We start from the raw sequence: 15,945 nt of genomic DNA on the forward strand, positions 1-15,945 counted from the left end.
TTGGGCGGCTTTTGGGTTTTCAAAGCTGCTTATTTCATGCCAAATTCGCCAAGGTGGGCGTAGCGCCATCAGCGGGCCAATGCGCTACACTGCCGCGCTTGTACAGATAGAAGATTCTGAAGGGAAAACATGACGTTCAAGGCGCCGGACAGTCTCGCCGAGCAAATCGCTCACCACCTCGCCGAACGTATCATTCGCGGCGATCTCAAGCCTGGGGAGCGGATCCAGGAACAGAAAGTCACGCTGGCGCTCAATGTCAGCCGTGGTTCCGTGCGTGAAGCTTTATTGATCCTTGAACGCCGCCACCTGATCGCGATCCTGCCGCGCCGTGGCGCCCACGTCACCGAGCTCACCGCGCATAAGGTGCAGAGCCTGTGCACGCTGATGGGCGAGTTGTACACCCTGCTCGGTAATGCGGTGGCCCTGGGCTGGCAGGTGCAGGCCGACATGGCGCCGTTCCTGCAAATCCAGCAGCGTCTGGTGGGCAGTTTTGAGCGCCAGGACATCCGTGCCTTCGTCGAAGAAAGTTTCAACGTGATGCGCGCCGCTTACCCTTTTGCCAACAACCCGTATTTGCAGGAAACCGTCGAAAACCTGCAGCCGGCAATGAACCGCGCCTATTACCTGGCGCTGGATCAGCGCAAGGCATCGATGAGCGAGTACCTGGCGCTGTTCGAGCAACTGCTCGCCGCCGTACTGGCGCGTGACCTGGTGCAGATTCGCCAGGTACTGTCGGCCTACGGCCAGCGCAGTTGCTCGCTGGTGATCGCTGCATTGGCGGACGCCTAAGCGTGCGGCTCAAGTGCATCAAATTGGCGGGGTTCAAATCCTTCGTCGACCCGACCACGGTGAACTTCCCCAGTAACATGGCGGCAGTGGTCGGGCCCAATGGCTGCGGCAAGTCGAACATCATCGACGCCGTACGCTGGGTGATGGGCGAGAGCTCGGCAAAAAACCTGCGCGGCGAGTCGATGACCGACGTCATCTTCAACGGCTCCACCAGCCGCAAACCGGTGAGCCAGGCCAGTATCGAGCTGGTGTTCGACAACTCCGACGGCACGCTGGTCGGCGAATACGCGGCCTACGCGGAAATCTCCATCCGCCGCAAAGTGACGCGCGACAGCCAGAACAGCTATTTCCTCAACGGCACCAAGTGCCGTCGTCGCGACATCACCGATATCTTCCTCGGCACTGGTTTAGGCCCGCGCAGCTACTCGATCATCGAACAGGGCATGATCTCCAAGCTGATCGAAGCCAAGCCCGAAGACCTGCGTAACTTTATCGAAGAAGCGGCCGGCATCTCCAAATACAAAGAGCGCCGTCGCGAGACTGAAAACCGCATCCGCCGTACCCATGAAAACCTCGCTCGCCTGACCGACTTGCGCGAAGAACTGGAGCGCCAGTTGGAACGCCTGCACCGTCAGGCCCAGGCCGCCGAGAAGTACCAGGAATACAAGGGCGAAGAGCGTCAGCTCAAGGCACAACTGTCGGCATTGCGCTGGCAGGCGCTGAATGATCAGGTCGGCCAGCGCGAAGCCATCATTGGCACCCAGGAAATCAGCTTTGAAGCGCTGGTGGCCGAGCAACGTAATGCCGACGCCAGCATTGAGCGCCTGCGCGACGGGCACCATGACCTGTCCGAGCGCTTCAACCTGGTGCAGGGGCGCTTCTATTCGGTAGGCGGCGATATTGCCCGGGTCGAGCAGAGCATCCAGCATGGCCAGCAGCGTCTGCGCCAGTTGCAGGACGACTTGAAGGAAGCTGAGCGCGCGCGCCTCGAAACCGAATCGCACTTGGGCCACGACCGCACCTTACTGCTGACCCTAGGCGAAGAGCTGGACATGCTCACCCCGGAGCAGGAAATCACCAGTGCTGCCGCCGAAGAGGCCGCCGCTGCGTTGGAAGAGTCCGAAACCACCATGCACGGCTGGCAAGAGCAGTGGGACGCTTTCAACCTGCAATCCGCCGAGCCGCGCCGTCAGGCCGAGGTGCAGCAGTCGCGTATTCAACAACTGGAAACCAGTATGGAGCGCCTGGCCGAGCGTCAACGTCGTCTGCAGGAAGAGCGCGTGTTGCTCGCCGCCGACCCGGAAGACGCGGCGATCATGGCGCTGAGCGAGCAGCTCGCCGAAAGCGAAATGACCCTCGAGGAGCTTGAAGCCAGCGAAGAGCAGCAAGTAGAGCGCCTGGAGCAATTGCGTCAGCAACTGCAACAGGCGACCCAAGCACAGCAGCAGGCTCAGGGTGATTTGCAGCGTTTGAATGGGCGCTTGGCGTCCCTCGAAGCCTTGCAGCAAGCCGCACTGGACCCAGGCACCGGCACGGCCGAGTGGCTGCGCGACCAACACCTGGCCGAACGCCCGCGCCTGGCCGAAGGCTTAAAGGTTGAGGCGGGTTGGGAGCTCGCGGTGGAAACCGTGCTCGGTGCCGACCTGCAGGCTGTATTAGTCGATGATTTTGGCGGCTTCGACCTGGCCGGTTTCTCCCAAGGTGATCTGCGTTTGCTCAGCCCGGCTGCCGATGGCGCCCGCGTGCCAGGCAGTCTGCTCGACAAAGTTGAAGCGGCGATTGACCTGTCGCCATGGCTGGGGCAGGTCAAGCCCGTGGACTCGCTGGAGCAAGCCCTGGCCCAGCGCGGTCAACTGGCGGCTGGCGAAAGCCTGATCAGCCGCGATGGCTACTGGGTGGGCCGCCACTTCCTGCGCGTGCGCCGTGCCAGTGAAGCGGAAAGCGGCGTATTGGCCCGCGGCCAGGAAATCGTCAACCTGAGCGCCGAACGCGAAGAGCGTGAAGCCACCCTGGAAAGCCTGGAAACCGAACTGCAAACCCTACGCGCCACTCAGCGCCAGCAAGAGACCGGCCGTGAGCACCTGCGCCGTCTGTTGCAGGATGAGGCGCGCCAGCAAGGCGAACTCAAAGCCCAACTGTCGGCGAGCAAAGCCAAGGCCGAACAACTGACCTTGCGCCGCACTCGCCTCGACGAAGAAGTGGCCGAGATGGGCGAGCAGCGTGTTCTGGAACACGAACAAATCGGCGAAGCGCGCCTGCAATTGCAGGAAGCCCTCGACAGCATGGCGCTGGACACCGAGCAGCGCGAACTGTTGCTGGCCCAACGCGACAGCCTGCGCGAACGCCTCGACCGTGTGCGTCAGGAGGCGCGCCAGCACAAGGATCACGCCCACCAGTTGGCGGTGCGCCTCGGCTCGCTGCAGGCTCAGCACACGTCCACGCGCCAGGCCCTTGAGCGCCTCGAGATGCAATCGGAACGCCTCACCGAAAAACGCGAGCAACTGAGCCTCAACCTGGAAGAGGGCGAGGCACCGCTGGAAGAGCTGCGGCTCAAGCTGGAAGAGCTGCTCGATAAACGCATGAGCGTCGACGAAGAACTCAAGACCGCGCAGATCGCGCTGGAAGACGCTGACCGCGAACTGCGCGACGCAGAAAAACGCCGGACCCAGGCCGAGCAGCAATCACAGCTGATTCGCGGCCAGCTCGAACAGCAGCGCATGGAATGGCAAGCCCTGACCGTGCGCCGCAAAACCCTGCAAGACCAGTTGCTGGAAGACGGCTACGACTTGCACGGCGTGCTTAATACGTTGACCGCCCAGGCCAACGAGAAAGAGGCCGAAGAAGAACTTGAACGGATTGCTGCGCGTATTCAGCGACTCGGCGCGATCAACCTCGCGGCCATCGACGAGTACCAGCAGCAATCCGAGCGCAAACGTTATCTGGATGCCCAGGACGCCGACTTGGTGGAAGCCCTCGACACCCTGGAAAACGTGATCCGCAAGATCGACAAGGAAACCCGTAATCGCTTCAAAGATACCTTTGATCAGATTAATGGCGGTTTACAGGCGTTATTCCCGAAAGTTTTCGGTGGCGGCAGTGCCTACTTGGAACTGACGGGCGAAGATCTACTCGATACAGGGGTGACGATCATGGCGCGGCCTCCGGGCAAGAAGAACAGCACCATCCATTTGTTGTCCGGTGGCGAGAAGGCCTTGACTGCATTGGCCTTGGTATTTGCGATCTTCAAGTTGAACCCGGCGCCGTTTTGCATGCTCGATGAAGTTGACGCGCCGCTGGATGACGCTAACGTTGGACGCTACGCTCGGTTGGTTAAAGAGATGTCTCAGACCGTGCAGTTCATCTATATCACCCACAACAAGATCGCCATGGAAATGGCGGATCAGTTGATGGGTGTGACGATGCACGAACCGGGCTGTTCGCGATTGGTAGCGGTGGATGTCGAAGAAGCAATGGCGATGGTGGAATCCTGAACCGCGTCGGGAAAGGATTTTTGTAGCGGGCTGTAAGAGGGTTTACCGGTCTGACGAAAGTGGCAAATAGACATATTTTTTCAAGCCATTTTGACAGACGGTGTAAAGTTATCTTTGGTCGTGCTAGTTTAATGTCAATTTTTCGTATGCGTGGGTAAAACGTCAGTCAGAACATAGAGTTGGCGCCACGTTTTAAAGCGGTTTGCACGGTGCTAAACCCCTTATTTTTCAGCATTTTTTATTAGAGGCACGGGATTACATGGAAATCGGTCTGCGCGAGTGGCTGATCGTCATCGGCATTATTGTCATTGCCGGTATTCTTTTTGATGGCTGGCGCCGCATGCGCGGCGGCAAGGGCAAGCTCAAATTTCGCCTGGACCGCAACCTGTCCAACCTGCCCGACGACGACGGCAGCGCCGAGTTGCTGGGGCCGCCGCGTGTGCTGGATACGCATAAAGAGCCGCAATTGGACGAACACGACTTGCCGTCGATGAGCGCGCCGGTCCGTGAAGGCCGTGAACCGTCTTCCAAGCGTGGCAAGCGCGGCAGTGCAGCGGTTGCCGAGCCGCATCAGGGCGACCTGAACCTGGATGTCGATGACGGCCCGAGCTTCAGCAGCCGCGATGACGACTTCCCGGACGAGACCCCAACCAAGGGCGCGTCGCGCCAATCGGTCAACGATCAGCCGGCCGCCGAAGAAGTTTTGGTGATCAGCGTGATCTGCCGCGACGCTGCTGGTTTCAAAGGCCCGGCGCTGTTGCAGAACATCCTGGAAAGCGGCCTGCGGTTTGGCGAGATGGACATTTTCCACCGCCACGAAAGCATGGCGGGTAACGGCGAAGTGCTGTTCTCCATGGCCAACGCGGTCAAGCCGGGCACCTTCGATCTGGACGATATCGACCTGTTCAGCACGCCGGCTGTGAGTTTTTTCCTCGGCCTGCCAGGCCCGCGTCACCCGAAACAAGCATTTGACGTGATGGTGGCCGCCGCACGCAAGCTGTCGCAGGAACTCAATGGCGAGCTCAAGGACGACCAACGCAGCGTTCTGACTGCCCAGACCATCGAACACTACCGTCAGCGCATCGTTGAGTTCGAGCGTCGCGCCCTGACACAGAAACGCTGAGGATTGGTCTTCAGCGTTGTCGGTAGAATAAGCGCACTAACATATTGAGCAGCTTCGGCTGCTCTTTTGCTTTCTGAGAGAACACCCATGACCGCCGCCCATACCCGCATCCTCCAACTGCGCGCTGAACTGGATCAGCATAACTACCGCTATCACGTCCTCGACGAGCCGAGCATTCCGGACGCTGAGTACGATCGGTTGTTTAACGAGCTCAAGGCCCTGGAAGCTGAGCATCCGGAGCGGGTGACGCGTGATTCACCGACGCAGCGGGTCGGCAGTGCGGCGTTGTCGGCGTTCACGCAGGTGAAGCACGAAATCCCGATGCTCAGCCTCGGTAACGCCTTTGATGAAACCACCATGCTCGAGTTTGACCGCCGGGTCACCGAAGGTCTGGACTTGCCGGTGGGCGATCTGTTCGGCGGTGGCGCAGCGGTGCAATACAGTTGCGAGCCGAAGCTCGACGGCCTGGCGGTCAGCCTCTTGTATCAAAACGGCGAGTTGGTACGCGGTGCCACCCGTGGCGACGGTACTACCGGCGAAGACATCAGCGTGAATGTGCGCACTGTGCGCAATATTCCGCTGAAGCTGCACGGCAACGGCTGGCCGGCGACGCTTGAAGTGCGTGGCGAAGTGTTTATGTCCAAGGCCGGTTTCGAGCGGCTGAACGCCTCGCAGCTGGAAGTCGGCGGCAAGACCTTTGCCAATCCCCGTAACGCCGCTGCCGGTAGCTTGCGCCAGCTGGACTCGAAGATTACCGCCAGCCGCCCGCTGGAGTTCTGCTGCTATGGCATCGGCCAAGTGACGGCGGATATCAGCGACACCCACATCGGCAACTTGCAGCAATTGCAGAAGTGGGGCATGCCAATCAGCCACGAGCTGAAGCTGGCCAAGGGTATCCAGGAGTGCCTGGACTACTATCGCGATATCGGCGAGCGGCGTGACAGCCTGCCGTATGAAATCGACGGCGTGGTGTTCAAGGTCAACAGCATTGCTTCGCAACGTGAGCTGGGCTTTCGCGCCCGTGAACCGCGTTGGGCCATTGCGCATAAATTCCCGGCCATGGAAGAGCTGACCGAACTGCTCGATGTGGAATTCCAAGTGGGCCGCACTGGTGCGGTGACGCCGGTGGCGCGCCTCAAGCCGGTCAAGGTCGCGGGAGTGACCGTGTCCAACGCCACCTTGCACAACATGGATGAAGTCGCGCGTCTGGGTCTGATGATCGGCGATACCGTGATCATCCGCCGCGCCGGGGATGTGATTCCGCAGGTCGTGTCGGTGGTCACTGAGCGCCGTCCGGAAAACGCGCGTGCGGTGCAGATCCCCGAGCGTTGCCCGGTGTGCGGCTCCCACGTGGAGCGCACGCAACTGGTCAAGCGCAGCAAGGGCAAGGAAACCGTCAGCGAAGGCGCGGTGTACCGCTGCGTCGGGCGCCTGGCCTGTGGCGCGCAGCTCAAGCAGGCGATTATCCATTTCGTCTCACGCCGTGCCATGGACATTGACGGCCTGGGCGACAAGACCATCGAACAACTGGTGGATGAGAAGCTCATCGGTTCGCCAGCTGATCTCTACAAATTGAAGTATGAGCAGATCATCGACCTGGAAGGCTTTGCCGATATTTCCAGCAAGAAGCTGATTAGCGCTATCGAAAACAGCAAGACGCCGACCCTGGCGCGCTTTATCTACGCCCTGGGCATTCCTGATGTCGGCGAGGAGACCGCCAAGGTGCTGGCGCGCTCGCTGGCGTCCCTGGAGCGCGTGCAGAAAGCCTTGCCGCAAGTGCTGACGTACTTGCCGGATGTGGGTCTTGAAGTGGCACACGAGATTCACAGCTTCTTCGAAGACGGCCATAACCAAGAGGTGATTGGCGCGCTGTTGTCGCCGGATGAATGCGCGCTGCAATTGCAGGAACAGGGCGACCTGAGCGCCGAGTTCGCCGCCAGCACTACATTGGGCGGCTTGCTCGACAAGCTGCACGTGCCCAGCGTCGGGCCTGGCGCTGCGCAGAAACTGGCGGATAAATTCGGCTCTCTGGAAGGTGTGATCAAGGCCGACTGGCTGGATATGCGCCAGGCGCTGCCCGAGAAGCAGGCCAAAGCCGTGCGCGACTTCTTCGATAACGCAGACAACGCCAACCATGCCTTGGCCATTGAGCAGCAGCTCAAGGACTTCGGCATGCACTGGCAGAGCGAGAAGAAGGTCGTCGAAGGCTTGCCGGAAGCCGGGCATACCTGGGTGCTGACCGGCTCCCTGGAGTTGATGAGTCGCGATGTGGCCAAGGACAAACTCGAAAGCCTGGGCGCCAAGGTCGCGGGTTCGGTATCGGCCAAAACCCATTGCGTGGTCGCAGGGCCAGGTGCCGGCTCGAAACTGGCCAAGGCCACCGAGCTGGGGCTCAAGGTGCTCGACGAAGAAGCGTTTGTGGCCTTCTTGGCCAAACACAACATCACCGTCTGACGGCGTGTGTGGGCAGTGAGCTTATTGTGGCGAGCGGGCTTGCCCCGCGCTGGGCTGCGCAGCAGCCCCCAACCCACGTTGAACGATTGCAGGCGGAATATGATCTAGTCTTGGTCACCAGGGAGAGATCGCCATGTTCCGCTACTTCGAGCAACTCAGTTCGCGCATTGCTGCACCGTTCATGGCCGACACCTCGCGCAACAGCAAGGTGTGGCAATGCCGTTGCGGCCAGTCCCTGTTCTTTCGCAACAGCCAGTGCCTGGCTTGCCAGGCGCTGCTGGGCTATCAGCCGCAGCAGAGCCGTCTGTCATCGCTGCAAGCGGGCCCGGTCGCCGGCACGTGGCTGGCGGACGACAACCTGGCGGCCGGCGCCTTCCGCCGCTGTGCCAACCTCGACACCCCGGCGGCTTGCAACTGGCTGATTCCTGCCCATAGCACCGCATCGTTGTGCGTGGCCTGCAGCCTCAATCGCACCATTCCCGACTTGTCCGTGCCGGAAAACCCCGAACGCTGGGGCAAAGTAGAAACCGCCAAGCGCCGACTGGTCGCGCAATTGATCAGCCTGGGCTTGCAGGTGGTGCCTAAAAGCGTCGATGAAGACGCCGGCCTGGCCTTTGATTTCGTTGGCATTGATCTGGAGGGCAACGCGCCCACCACGGGCCATGCCAACGGCTTGATCACCCTGGACATCAAGGAAGCCGACGACGCCCATCGCGAAAAGCTCCGCGTACAGATGCGCGAGCCCTATCGCACGCTGCTCGGCCATTTTCGCCATGAAGTCGGGCATTACTACTGGGACCGATTGATCGCCCACAGCCATTGGCTCGAAGCGTTTCGCACCCTGTTCGGCGACGAACGTGCCAGCTATGCCGAGGCCCTCGACAGCCATTACCAGCACGGTCCGCGTCCGGACTGGGCGCACACCTGCGTCAGCGCCTACGCCACGATGCACCCCTGGGAAGATTGGGCCGAAACCTGGGCTCACTACCTGCATATGATGGACGCCGTCGACACGGCCCTGGGCTTTGGCATGAGCGCCCGCGAGATGGACCTGGATTATCAGCCGTTCCCTCTGAGCACGCTCTACGACCCCGAACACCCCGGTGGTGCGGCGTTCCTGTCATTCGTCAATGCGTGGATCGAGCTGGCTGGCATGCTCAATGAGCTGTCACGCAGCATGGGGCAGCCGGATTTCTATCCCTTCGTGTTGCCACCGGCGGTGATCGCCAAGCTGCACTTCATTCACCTAGTGATCCAGGAGGAGGGTGGCAGGGCCGATGAGTCCGTGATTCGGTAGTGGCACAAGTGCTTGAGTCGCTTCATATTTTAATCCGGCATCAACGGTTGTAAGTTCCGATCAGATCGGTACAATGGCCCCGCTTGCCGAGAGGCCAGCGTCGTTATGGTGACCCCATCGGTCCCCCCGCAACGATTACCCGTGAACCTGGTCAGAGCCGGAAGGCAGCAGCCACAGCGGGAACATTGTGTGCCGGGGTGTGGCTGGTGGGGTTGCCTCCATAACGCTCTCCTTGTATCACCCTCAAATTCCAATCTTTTATGTGTTTTGCTGGCATTCACTGCCTGCGAACGGATTTTTGCTGTGCGCTCGACAGCATTACGGGCGGTAAAGGGGAAATGCCTTTATCACCGGCACTATTTCCTGCCCGATAGTCGTGACGCTTTGTGAAAGCTCGGCCGGCATCTGCGGGTTTTCCTTCTGGTGCAGCTGGACGGTGCGTGTGCCCAGTTCGAGGGGGGTGAAGCGGCTCAGCTCGGCAGGGACCACGGTGAAGTCCACCATTTCATTCCAGGCATCGACGCTTTCTTTCTCTGGGAAGTACTCCCGCAGGCCATTTTTCTGGAATTTCAGTACAAACGTTTTGCCGTCGAATATCACCGAATGGGTTTGCGCAATTGAAGGGCGCGACAGATCAGGTGCTACGGCCCCAGGGGGCGAGGTGCAAGCGCAGAGAAGGGCAAAGACCGACATGATCAGCAGCGTAGGTTTCATTTCAATCCTTGAATGTTTTAATCGGTGGGCGTTGGCGCCCGTCACAGTAGCCCAGAAGAACCATCACCTGCGCTGAAGGGTGGCATACTTCGCGTTTGCCCGCTGAAACGACCTGCGCGTCAGATGATGATAGCCGTGACGAATCTTCACTGGCTCTGAGGATGTATGCACCCCGAACATTTTGATTTATCCAGCCCCGTTTTCTTGCCGATCACCTTTGAAACCGCCAAGGGCGTGTTGGAAGCCGCTGACGTAAAGGCACTTGTCACCCTGACCAACCCCGAATTGGCCGCGTTGCTGGTCATACAGAACCTGGCGCAAATGGCTGAAAAGGATCTCACCGCTGAGAATGCCGAGAAAGTTCTAGCCAAGCTGATTGGCTGGGCTGTCGACGCGAGGCATGAAGCGGTTGGGGGGTTACAGTCGGAAGCACAGCGTCTGTTCGACCCGCGTAAGCTGTACTTCGGCCTGGAAGTCGTGAAAAAGTTGAAGCTGCGTTTTCTGCTGGCCGATGAAGTCCTGGCGCAGGCGTATCTGTTACCTGATGGCCAGTGGGATGCGGGGTACAAGCAGCGTCACCTTCAAGGCAACAACCCGTTCAGTCAGCAGATGGTCACGCCCAGGCATCGGGAGCGTTGGTTGAGCGCCGAGCAAGACAAACTGATCAAAACCTTTCGTGCCAATTTGGACGAGAACCTGCATGTGCAAGGCTATGCCGGGATAGGCAAGAGCCACATGCTGGTTGCCTTGATCGAACACCTGCAGCCGGGAAAAACACTGCTGCTGGCGCGCACCGATGACAAGTTGGAAACACTGCGTCGACGCATGGTGACACAGTCAGAGAAACGAGCAGGCCAGACCTTCCAGGGCTTTGCGAGCACCTTGTTGTACGGCCCAAGGGCCCAGCCGGTGCGTACGCCGCTGAGAGGGCCGAGCCGGGAAGCACTGGCGCAGGAATTGAATATCCTCGGCTTTCGTCACCTCGATGCGCCCGCTGCCCTGGAGGTGTGCTTCAAGGTGCTCGAATGCTATTGCCGCTCCCGGGATTACAGCCTGTCGGAGCGGCACCTGCCTTTTTTCAAGCAGCCTCTGGCCAGCGTGGACATCAGGGTGCTCCTGGAGTATTCGAGCCGCGTGTGGCGCTACCTTGAGACGAACCCGCTATGGGCCAGCCAGACTGGCTTTGATGCGTTGTTGATGATCAAGCGTGCAAGCTTGGCGGGTTGTGTGGTGCCGCCTCGTTACACGCACGTGTTCATTGACGAGAGCCAGGATATTCCCGAATCGTTGATGCAAATTATCGAGCGGGGCGGTCAAGTGCTGATTACTCTTGGGGATGAGTATCAGCAGACCCGTGGGGTTATGGTCACACGAGGGCGCGATGTTCGACACAGTCATATCAGCTATTCCGTTCGATCAGGCCGTAATGTCGAGCAATTGGTTAATCCGCTGATCTACCGGCACTCGAACAAGAGCAAGGTGCTTTTCGAGGGCGCCCGGGATGCTGACGTCGGTATTGAGTTTTACCCGATGGGCTTTGTGCCACCGCAAGGCTGTGTGGTGTTGACTGCGTCCAAATGGGACATGATGAAGTGGGCCATGCAACTGCACGATGCCAACTGTGCATTCAGTTTTGCCCAGGCCAAGGCGCAGCGCGATCTCGTCTATTTCATGACCACTGCCATCGAATTGTTCAAGTCGGACTTCTACACACCCGGTCAGAGCACAAAGGGCGTGCACCCGTATTTCAGCGACCTGCCTGACTGGAAACAGGTGCGTGAGGCTAATCAATTTGACGAAGCGTTTCTTTGGGTTGAGGCCGAGTTGGAAAATGGCTTCAAAGTCGCCGATTTGACCCGATTGAACCGGATGATCGGGTTGCCCGGCAAAAGCTGCCTGCTGATGATGGCAGAGGAGGCCGGGGGCATGGAGTTTGATCGGGTTCTGCTGACGACCGAACTGCTCACCAACGTGAGATTCAGGAATGCGTATGAGCTGGACGAGCGGATCTGTGCTGTATATATCGCAATCTCGCGCGCCAAGCAGCAGCTTTATCTTCCTTACGATGTGGTCGAGTGGATCGAGTATCACGGTCATCAATACCGTGAAACCCCCGGTTTTTGAGGCGCTGCACAGGTCTTACTGACTATGTTTTTACCAAGCAATTGCGGGAGTCTGCTGGACAACTCTACGCCGCGTGCTAACGTCATAAACGCGTTTTTTAAAACATGACTGTGGTGCTGGAGTAGTGAAGAAGTGATGGCACTCATTTCCTTAGCAAGGATGATTGCCATGACCAGCATTCAAGAGTTACCCCGTCTTATCAGTGCCTCTGTAGGCACCTCAGGCAGTGCCAGAAATGTGCGCGCTGATGTTGAAACTATTCAGCGTCTGTTCAATCTGATTGCGCTCAAATCTGATAAACCGTTGAGCGTGGACGGCATTTGTGGACCGCTGTTGGTCCAGCGCATCATCGACTATCAGTTGAACCGTCTCCATGTTGCCAAGCCCGACGGGGTGATTGACCCGGCCGGTCGAACGTTCAACAGCTTGGTTGAGGATGCGCGCATTGCAAATACCGTCCCTCAGGCCAATGTTGTTACTGCCAAGGTTCAACAGATCTCTGTGCCCGCCCCGGCTCCGATCCAGCCTCTGTCGGACAAGCGCCAGTTGGTAACGACGGCCACATGCGATGGTGGCGTAACCCTGACCGAGGCTGACTTTCAGAACGCTGCCACTCACTTAGGTGGCGCTGTCTCGATTAATATCATCAAGGCTTTCGCCGCTGTTGAGTCCGGTGGGCTCTCCGGGTTCGGGCCAGCAAAAATGCCGATAATTGCCTATGAGCGGCACATCTTCCACAAGTACACCCAGAGAAAATACGACAAGAGCCATCCCTATTTGTCTGCCCCTTACCTGGCCAAAGCCGACCAGCAATGGCGAGCCAATAACAAGGATCAGGCGACGGCCTGGCGGACCTTGTCCGATGCGTTCAATTTGGACCAGAAAGCGGCGCTGATGTCGGCGTCCTACGGAATGTTTCAAATCATGGGCTTCAACTTCGCCGCCTGTGGCTACAAGAGCGTGTTCGATTTTGTCAGCGCGATGAAGCTCAATGCCGGCCAGCAATTGCTGGCGTTCGTCGCTTTTTGCCGCAAGAACCCGGCCCTGTTCAAGGCCATGAAGAATAAGGATTATGCTGGCATGGCTCGCAACTACAACGGCAGCGACTATGGCGATTACGACAGGCGCATCCAAAAAGCTTTTGAGGCACTGGAAAAGAAAAGTAGCCGCGCATGACGGCTATTTCACAATGTCCATAGCGCCTACTGGACAACCCAAAACCATCTTGTTAGTTTCCGCCGGCCACTTGTTTCAAAGTGTGACGAGTGTGTCGGCTTGATATTGAAGTGCTATCGCTTCTTTAACTAACAAGGATGTCTGTGATGAAGAGCCTGCAAGGGTTGCCCGGTCTTATCAGCGCTTCGGTAGGCGCGCCCGGTAAAGCGCGCAACTTGCCCGCCGATGTTCAGTGCGTCCAGTATTTATTCAATTTAATCATTCCCAAGATGGGCTTTCCGCTGGCCGAAAACGGCAAGTGCGACGGCCAACTGGTGCAGTGCATTAGCCAGTATCAGTTTCGCCATCTCAAGTACGCGCACCCTGATGGTGTGATCGACCCTACCGGGCGAACCTTTAATAGCCTGATCGAAGAAGCGGTGAAGGTGCCGGTGAAAGCCTTCCCGACGATGCGTATTCCGAGCTTTCTCAATGTGTTCGGCAATAACAACGGCGACGCCGTGCAGGCCACGGTCAATGTGTACCTGGACCGCATGCGCGCGATGGTCGAGGCCGAGCGGCGCAACCGGCAATTGATGCTCCAGGCCACGTGCGATGGCGGCATGACGCTCACCGAGACCGACTTTCAGAGCGCCGCCACGCACTTGGGCAGCGGTATCTCGGTGAATATCATCAAGGCCTTCGCTACCGTCGAGTCCGGCGGCCGCTCAGGTTTTGGGCCAGCCAAGTTACCGGTGATCGCTTTTGAAGGGCACCTATTTCGCAAGTACACCAAGCACATCTACGACCAGGCACACCCGCTGCTGTCGTACCCCTATGTGAAAAAGGCCGGGCCGCAGTGGCAGGCCAATAACAAGGACCAGACCAAGGCTTGGGGAACCATGGCCACCGCGTTTGCGCTGGACCAGGAAGCCGCGTTGATGTCAGCGTCGTGGGGCATGTTTCAGATCATGGGGTTCAACTACACCTCTTGCGGTTACAAGACCGTGTTTGAATTCGCGGCGGCATTAAAGATTAATGCCGGTCATCAACTAAAGGCGTTCCTCGGTTTTTGCAGCAAAAGCCCGGCGTTGATCAAAGCCATGAAAGACAAAGACTACGTCGCCATGGCGCGTAACTATAACGGCAAGGATTACGGCGATTATGACCGCCGTATCAAGCATGCCTACGAAGCACTTGAGGGGAAGAAATAAGATGATCCGATTTCTAGCAGTGGGCGTGTTGTCGTTATGTGCCGTGACGCCCGCATTGGCCGGGGCCGCCGAATTGCACTCGGGTAAGTACGAGGGGCTGATGCTGGCGGTCACGCCAGAGCATCAGGTCGAAGGCTACTACGCGGAAGAATTGGGCGAAGGCGTGACACGCAGCTGCGCGTTCTACTTGCAAGGCAAGCCCGAAGCGCTCACCACCTGGCTCGATGAGGCCTACCCTGGCAGCGTGGCGGCCTCCTCCGACGGCGTGACGCTGACCGTGGAACAGGGCCGTCAGCATCCGGGCTGCATGAGCGTGCTGATGCCGGAAATCGCCACCGGGCTGGACCTGACCCAGACCGCCAGCAACCCATGGATAGGCCTGGTGACGGTGACTGCCGACAAGGCGCCCCTGCTGAAAACCCCTGGCGACACGGCCGGCAAGCACCCGTACATTGTCAAAAATGATGTGGTTGGCGTGCTGGCGTTCAAGGACGGCTGGGCCCAGGTGGAGTTCACCAATGCCAAGGACCATACCTTTACCGGCTGGATCAGCCAGGACCAATACAGTCGCCTGTCTGCACCCAAAAGCTGAGCCAGCAGCCAGAGCTGCGCAGAACTGAGCCAACGCTTTACGCCGCAACGTGCCATGCCCGTTGCGGCGTTTTTATATCCGGGGTTCAGGCCTTGTTGCGGTTGAACAGCCTGCGGATCACAGCGAGCAGCGCCACTACACCGATCACCAGAAACTTCTTCGCCGCCAGCAGGAATATGCCGATCTTGGCGAACAACCCAGCCTTGGCCGCTATCCCGCCAGCAACCAATGCAGCCAGGCCATAAGTGGCCAGCTTGTCGGTCTTAGGGTTGAAGTCGGTGTACAGGTTGCCATCGGTAAAGTTGGTAAACGCCAGGATTTTGGGCATTTCCTGTTTGATGGTGGCCAGGTCGGCCATGGCGGCGACGGCGTTGAGTTCCAACACGCCTTCACGGCCCAGCACGCGGATGCTGTAGTTGAGGGTGGTCTGCTGGGCGTCGTCGGCCTTCAGCTCGCGTGCCCAATACATTTTGTGAGTGGTGTCGTCGTAGTGCGGCGGTTCGGCCCAGCCGAGCAGGTGCAGGCCCGCGTAGCCTTGTTTCTGGCGCTCTTTGTTGTCTTCCTCGTCTTCTTCCTGCATTTGCTTGAGCAGTTCGGCGTAGTCGATTTTCGCCGCGTCCTCGTCGGAAACATGCCCATCAGCCTTGTAACTGACGATCACACCCCAGCCGCGTTCCGACAACGGGCTGACTGCTTTTGGCACGATCATGCCCAAGGTCTTGAAGCCGGGTGGGTTGCCCCAGCCATCGGTCAGCAAACGCTCGGTGTCGGTGGGGTCGAGGTAGTAGAACTCATCGTTGAGCTTGAGCGTTGCAATGCCACTGGGCAGGGTGACCGTGCCGGTCTTCTGCTTGAGTGAGGCCAGGAAGTGTTCGGCCGTTTCCGTGGGTGTGCTGGCTTCGTCGGGCGCAGGCGCTGGGGCAGCAAAGGCGGGTATGGCAGACAGGCTCAAGGCGGCCGCCGCGATCAACGCGCGGAAGAAATTCATGGTA

11 protein-coding genes and 1 other RNA gene are annotated in these 15,945 nt (G+C 58.8%); 10 read left to right on the plus strand and 2 right to left on the minus strand.

The genetic code is table 11. The annotated features are described in order from the left end of the window. Positions 1–129 precede the first annotated feature (129 nt). From FW764_RS03575 to ffs, 6 genes are all read left to right on the plus strand, one after another. Positions 130–789: a GntR family transcriptional regulator gene (locus tag FW764_RS03575; RefSeq protein ID WP_446432782.1), complete on the plus strand. Its 660-nt coding sequence runs from the start codon at positions 130–132 to the stop codon at positions 787–789. Between the two features lie 2 nt (positions 790–791). Further along, the gene (gene smc / locus FW764_RS03580) at positions 792–4,280 is read left to right on the plus strand and encodes a chromosome segregation protein SMC (protein ID WP_446432783.1); all 3,489 of its coding nucleotides are present in this window, start codon (positions 792–794) and stop codon (positions 4,278–4,280) included. A gap of 259 nt (positions 4,281–4,539) precedes the next feature. Then, complete coding sequence (zipA, locus tag FW764_RS03585; protein WP_446432784.1) at positions 4,540–5,403, plus strand: cell division protein ZipA; 864 nt, start codon at positions 4,540–4,542, stop codon at positions 5,401–5,403. Positions 5,404–5,490: 87 nt separating this feature from the next. Beyond that, positions 5,491–7,857, plus strand: coding sequence for an NAD-dependent DNA ligase LigA (gene ligA / locus FW764_RS03590; protein WP_446432785.1), 2,367 nt, complete (start codon positions 5,491–5,493; stop codon positions 7,855–7,857). 133 nt (positions 7,858–7,990) lie between these two features. Next, positions 7,991–9,154 carry a zinc-binding metallopeptidase family protein gene (locus FW764_RS03595; RefSeq protein WP_446432786.1) on the plus strand — a complete coding sequence of 388 codons (1,164 nt, stop codon included), beginning with the start codon at positions 7,991–7,993 and terminating at the stop codon, positions 9,152–9,154. A gap of 115 nt (positions 9,155–9,269) precedes the next feature. Continuing rightward, an RNA gene (gene ffs / locus FW764_RS03600) (signal recognition particle sRNA small type) lies at positions 9,270–9,366 on the plus strand. Positions 9,367–9,472: 106 nt separating this feature from the next. Here ffs and FW764_RS03605 read toward each other — a convergent pair. After that, positions 9,473–9,868, minus strand: a complete 396-nt coding sequence (locus FW764_RS03605) for a hypothetical protein (RefSeq protein ID WP_446432787.1) — start codon at positions 9,866–9,868, stop codon at positions 9,473–9,475. A gap of 165 nt (positions 9,869–10,033) precedes the next feature. Between FW764_RS03605 and FW764_RS03610 the strand changes: the two genes are divergently transcribed. From FW764_RS03610 to FW764_RS03625, 4 genes are all read left to right on the plus strand, one after another. Then, positions 10,034–11,992: a hypothetical protein gene (locus FW764_RS03610; protein ID WP_446432788.1), complete on the plus strand. Its 1,959-nt coding sequence runs from the start codon at positions 10,034–10,036 to the stop codon at positions 11,990–11,992. Positions 11,993–12,160: 168 nt separating this feature from the next. Further along, positions 12,161–13,168, plus strand: a complete 1,008-nt coding sequence (locus tag FW764_RS03615; protein ID WP_446432789.1) for an N-acetylmuramidase family protein — start codon at positions 12,161–12,163, stop codon at positions 13,166–13,168. Positions 13,169–13,314: 146 nt separating this feature from the next. Further along, the gene (locus tag FW764_RS03620) at positions 13,315–14,361 is read left to right on the plus strand and encodes an N-acetylmuramidase family protein (protein WP_446432790.1); all 1,047 of its coding nucleotides are present in this window, start codon (positions 13,315–13,317) and stop codon (positions 14,359–14,361) included. 1 nt (position 14,362) lies between these two features. Next, the gene (locus tag FW764_RS03625) at positions 14,363–14,953 is read left to right on the plus strand and encodes a hypothetical protein (RefSeq protein WP_446432791.1); all 591 of its coding nucleotides are present in this window, start codon (positions 14,363–14,365) and stop codon (positions 14,951–14,953) included. An 85-nt stretch (positions 14,954–15,038) separates the two neighbouring features. Here FW764_RS03625 and FW764_RS03630 read toward each other — a convergent pair whose 3' ends face one another. Then, on the minus strand, positions 15,039–15,941 hold the full coding sequence (locus tag FW764_RS03630; protein ID WP_446432792.1) for a DUF2167 domain-containing protein: 903 nt from the start codon (positions 15,939–15,941) through the stop codon (positions 15,039–15,041). Positions 15,942–15,945: the final 4 nt, after the last annotated feature.

The organism is Pseudomonas sp. 1152_12 (assembly GCF_052850675.1).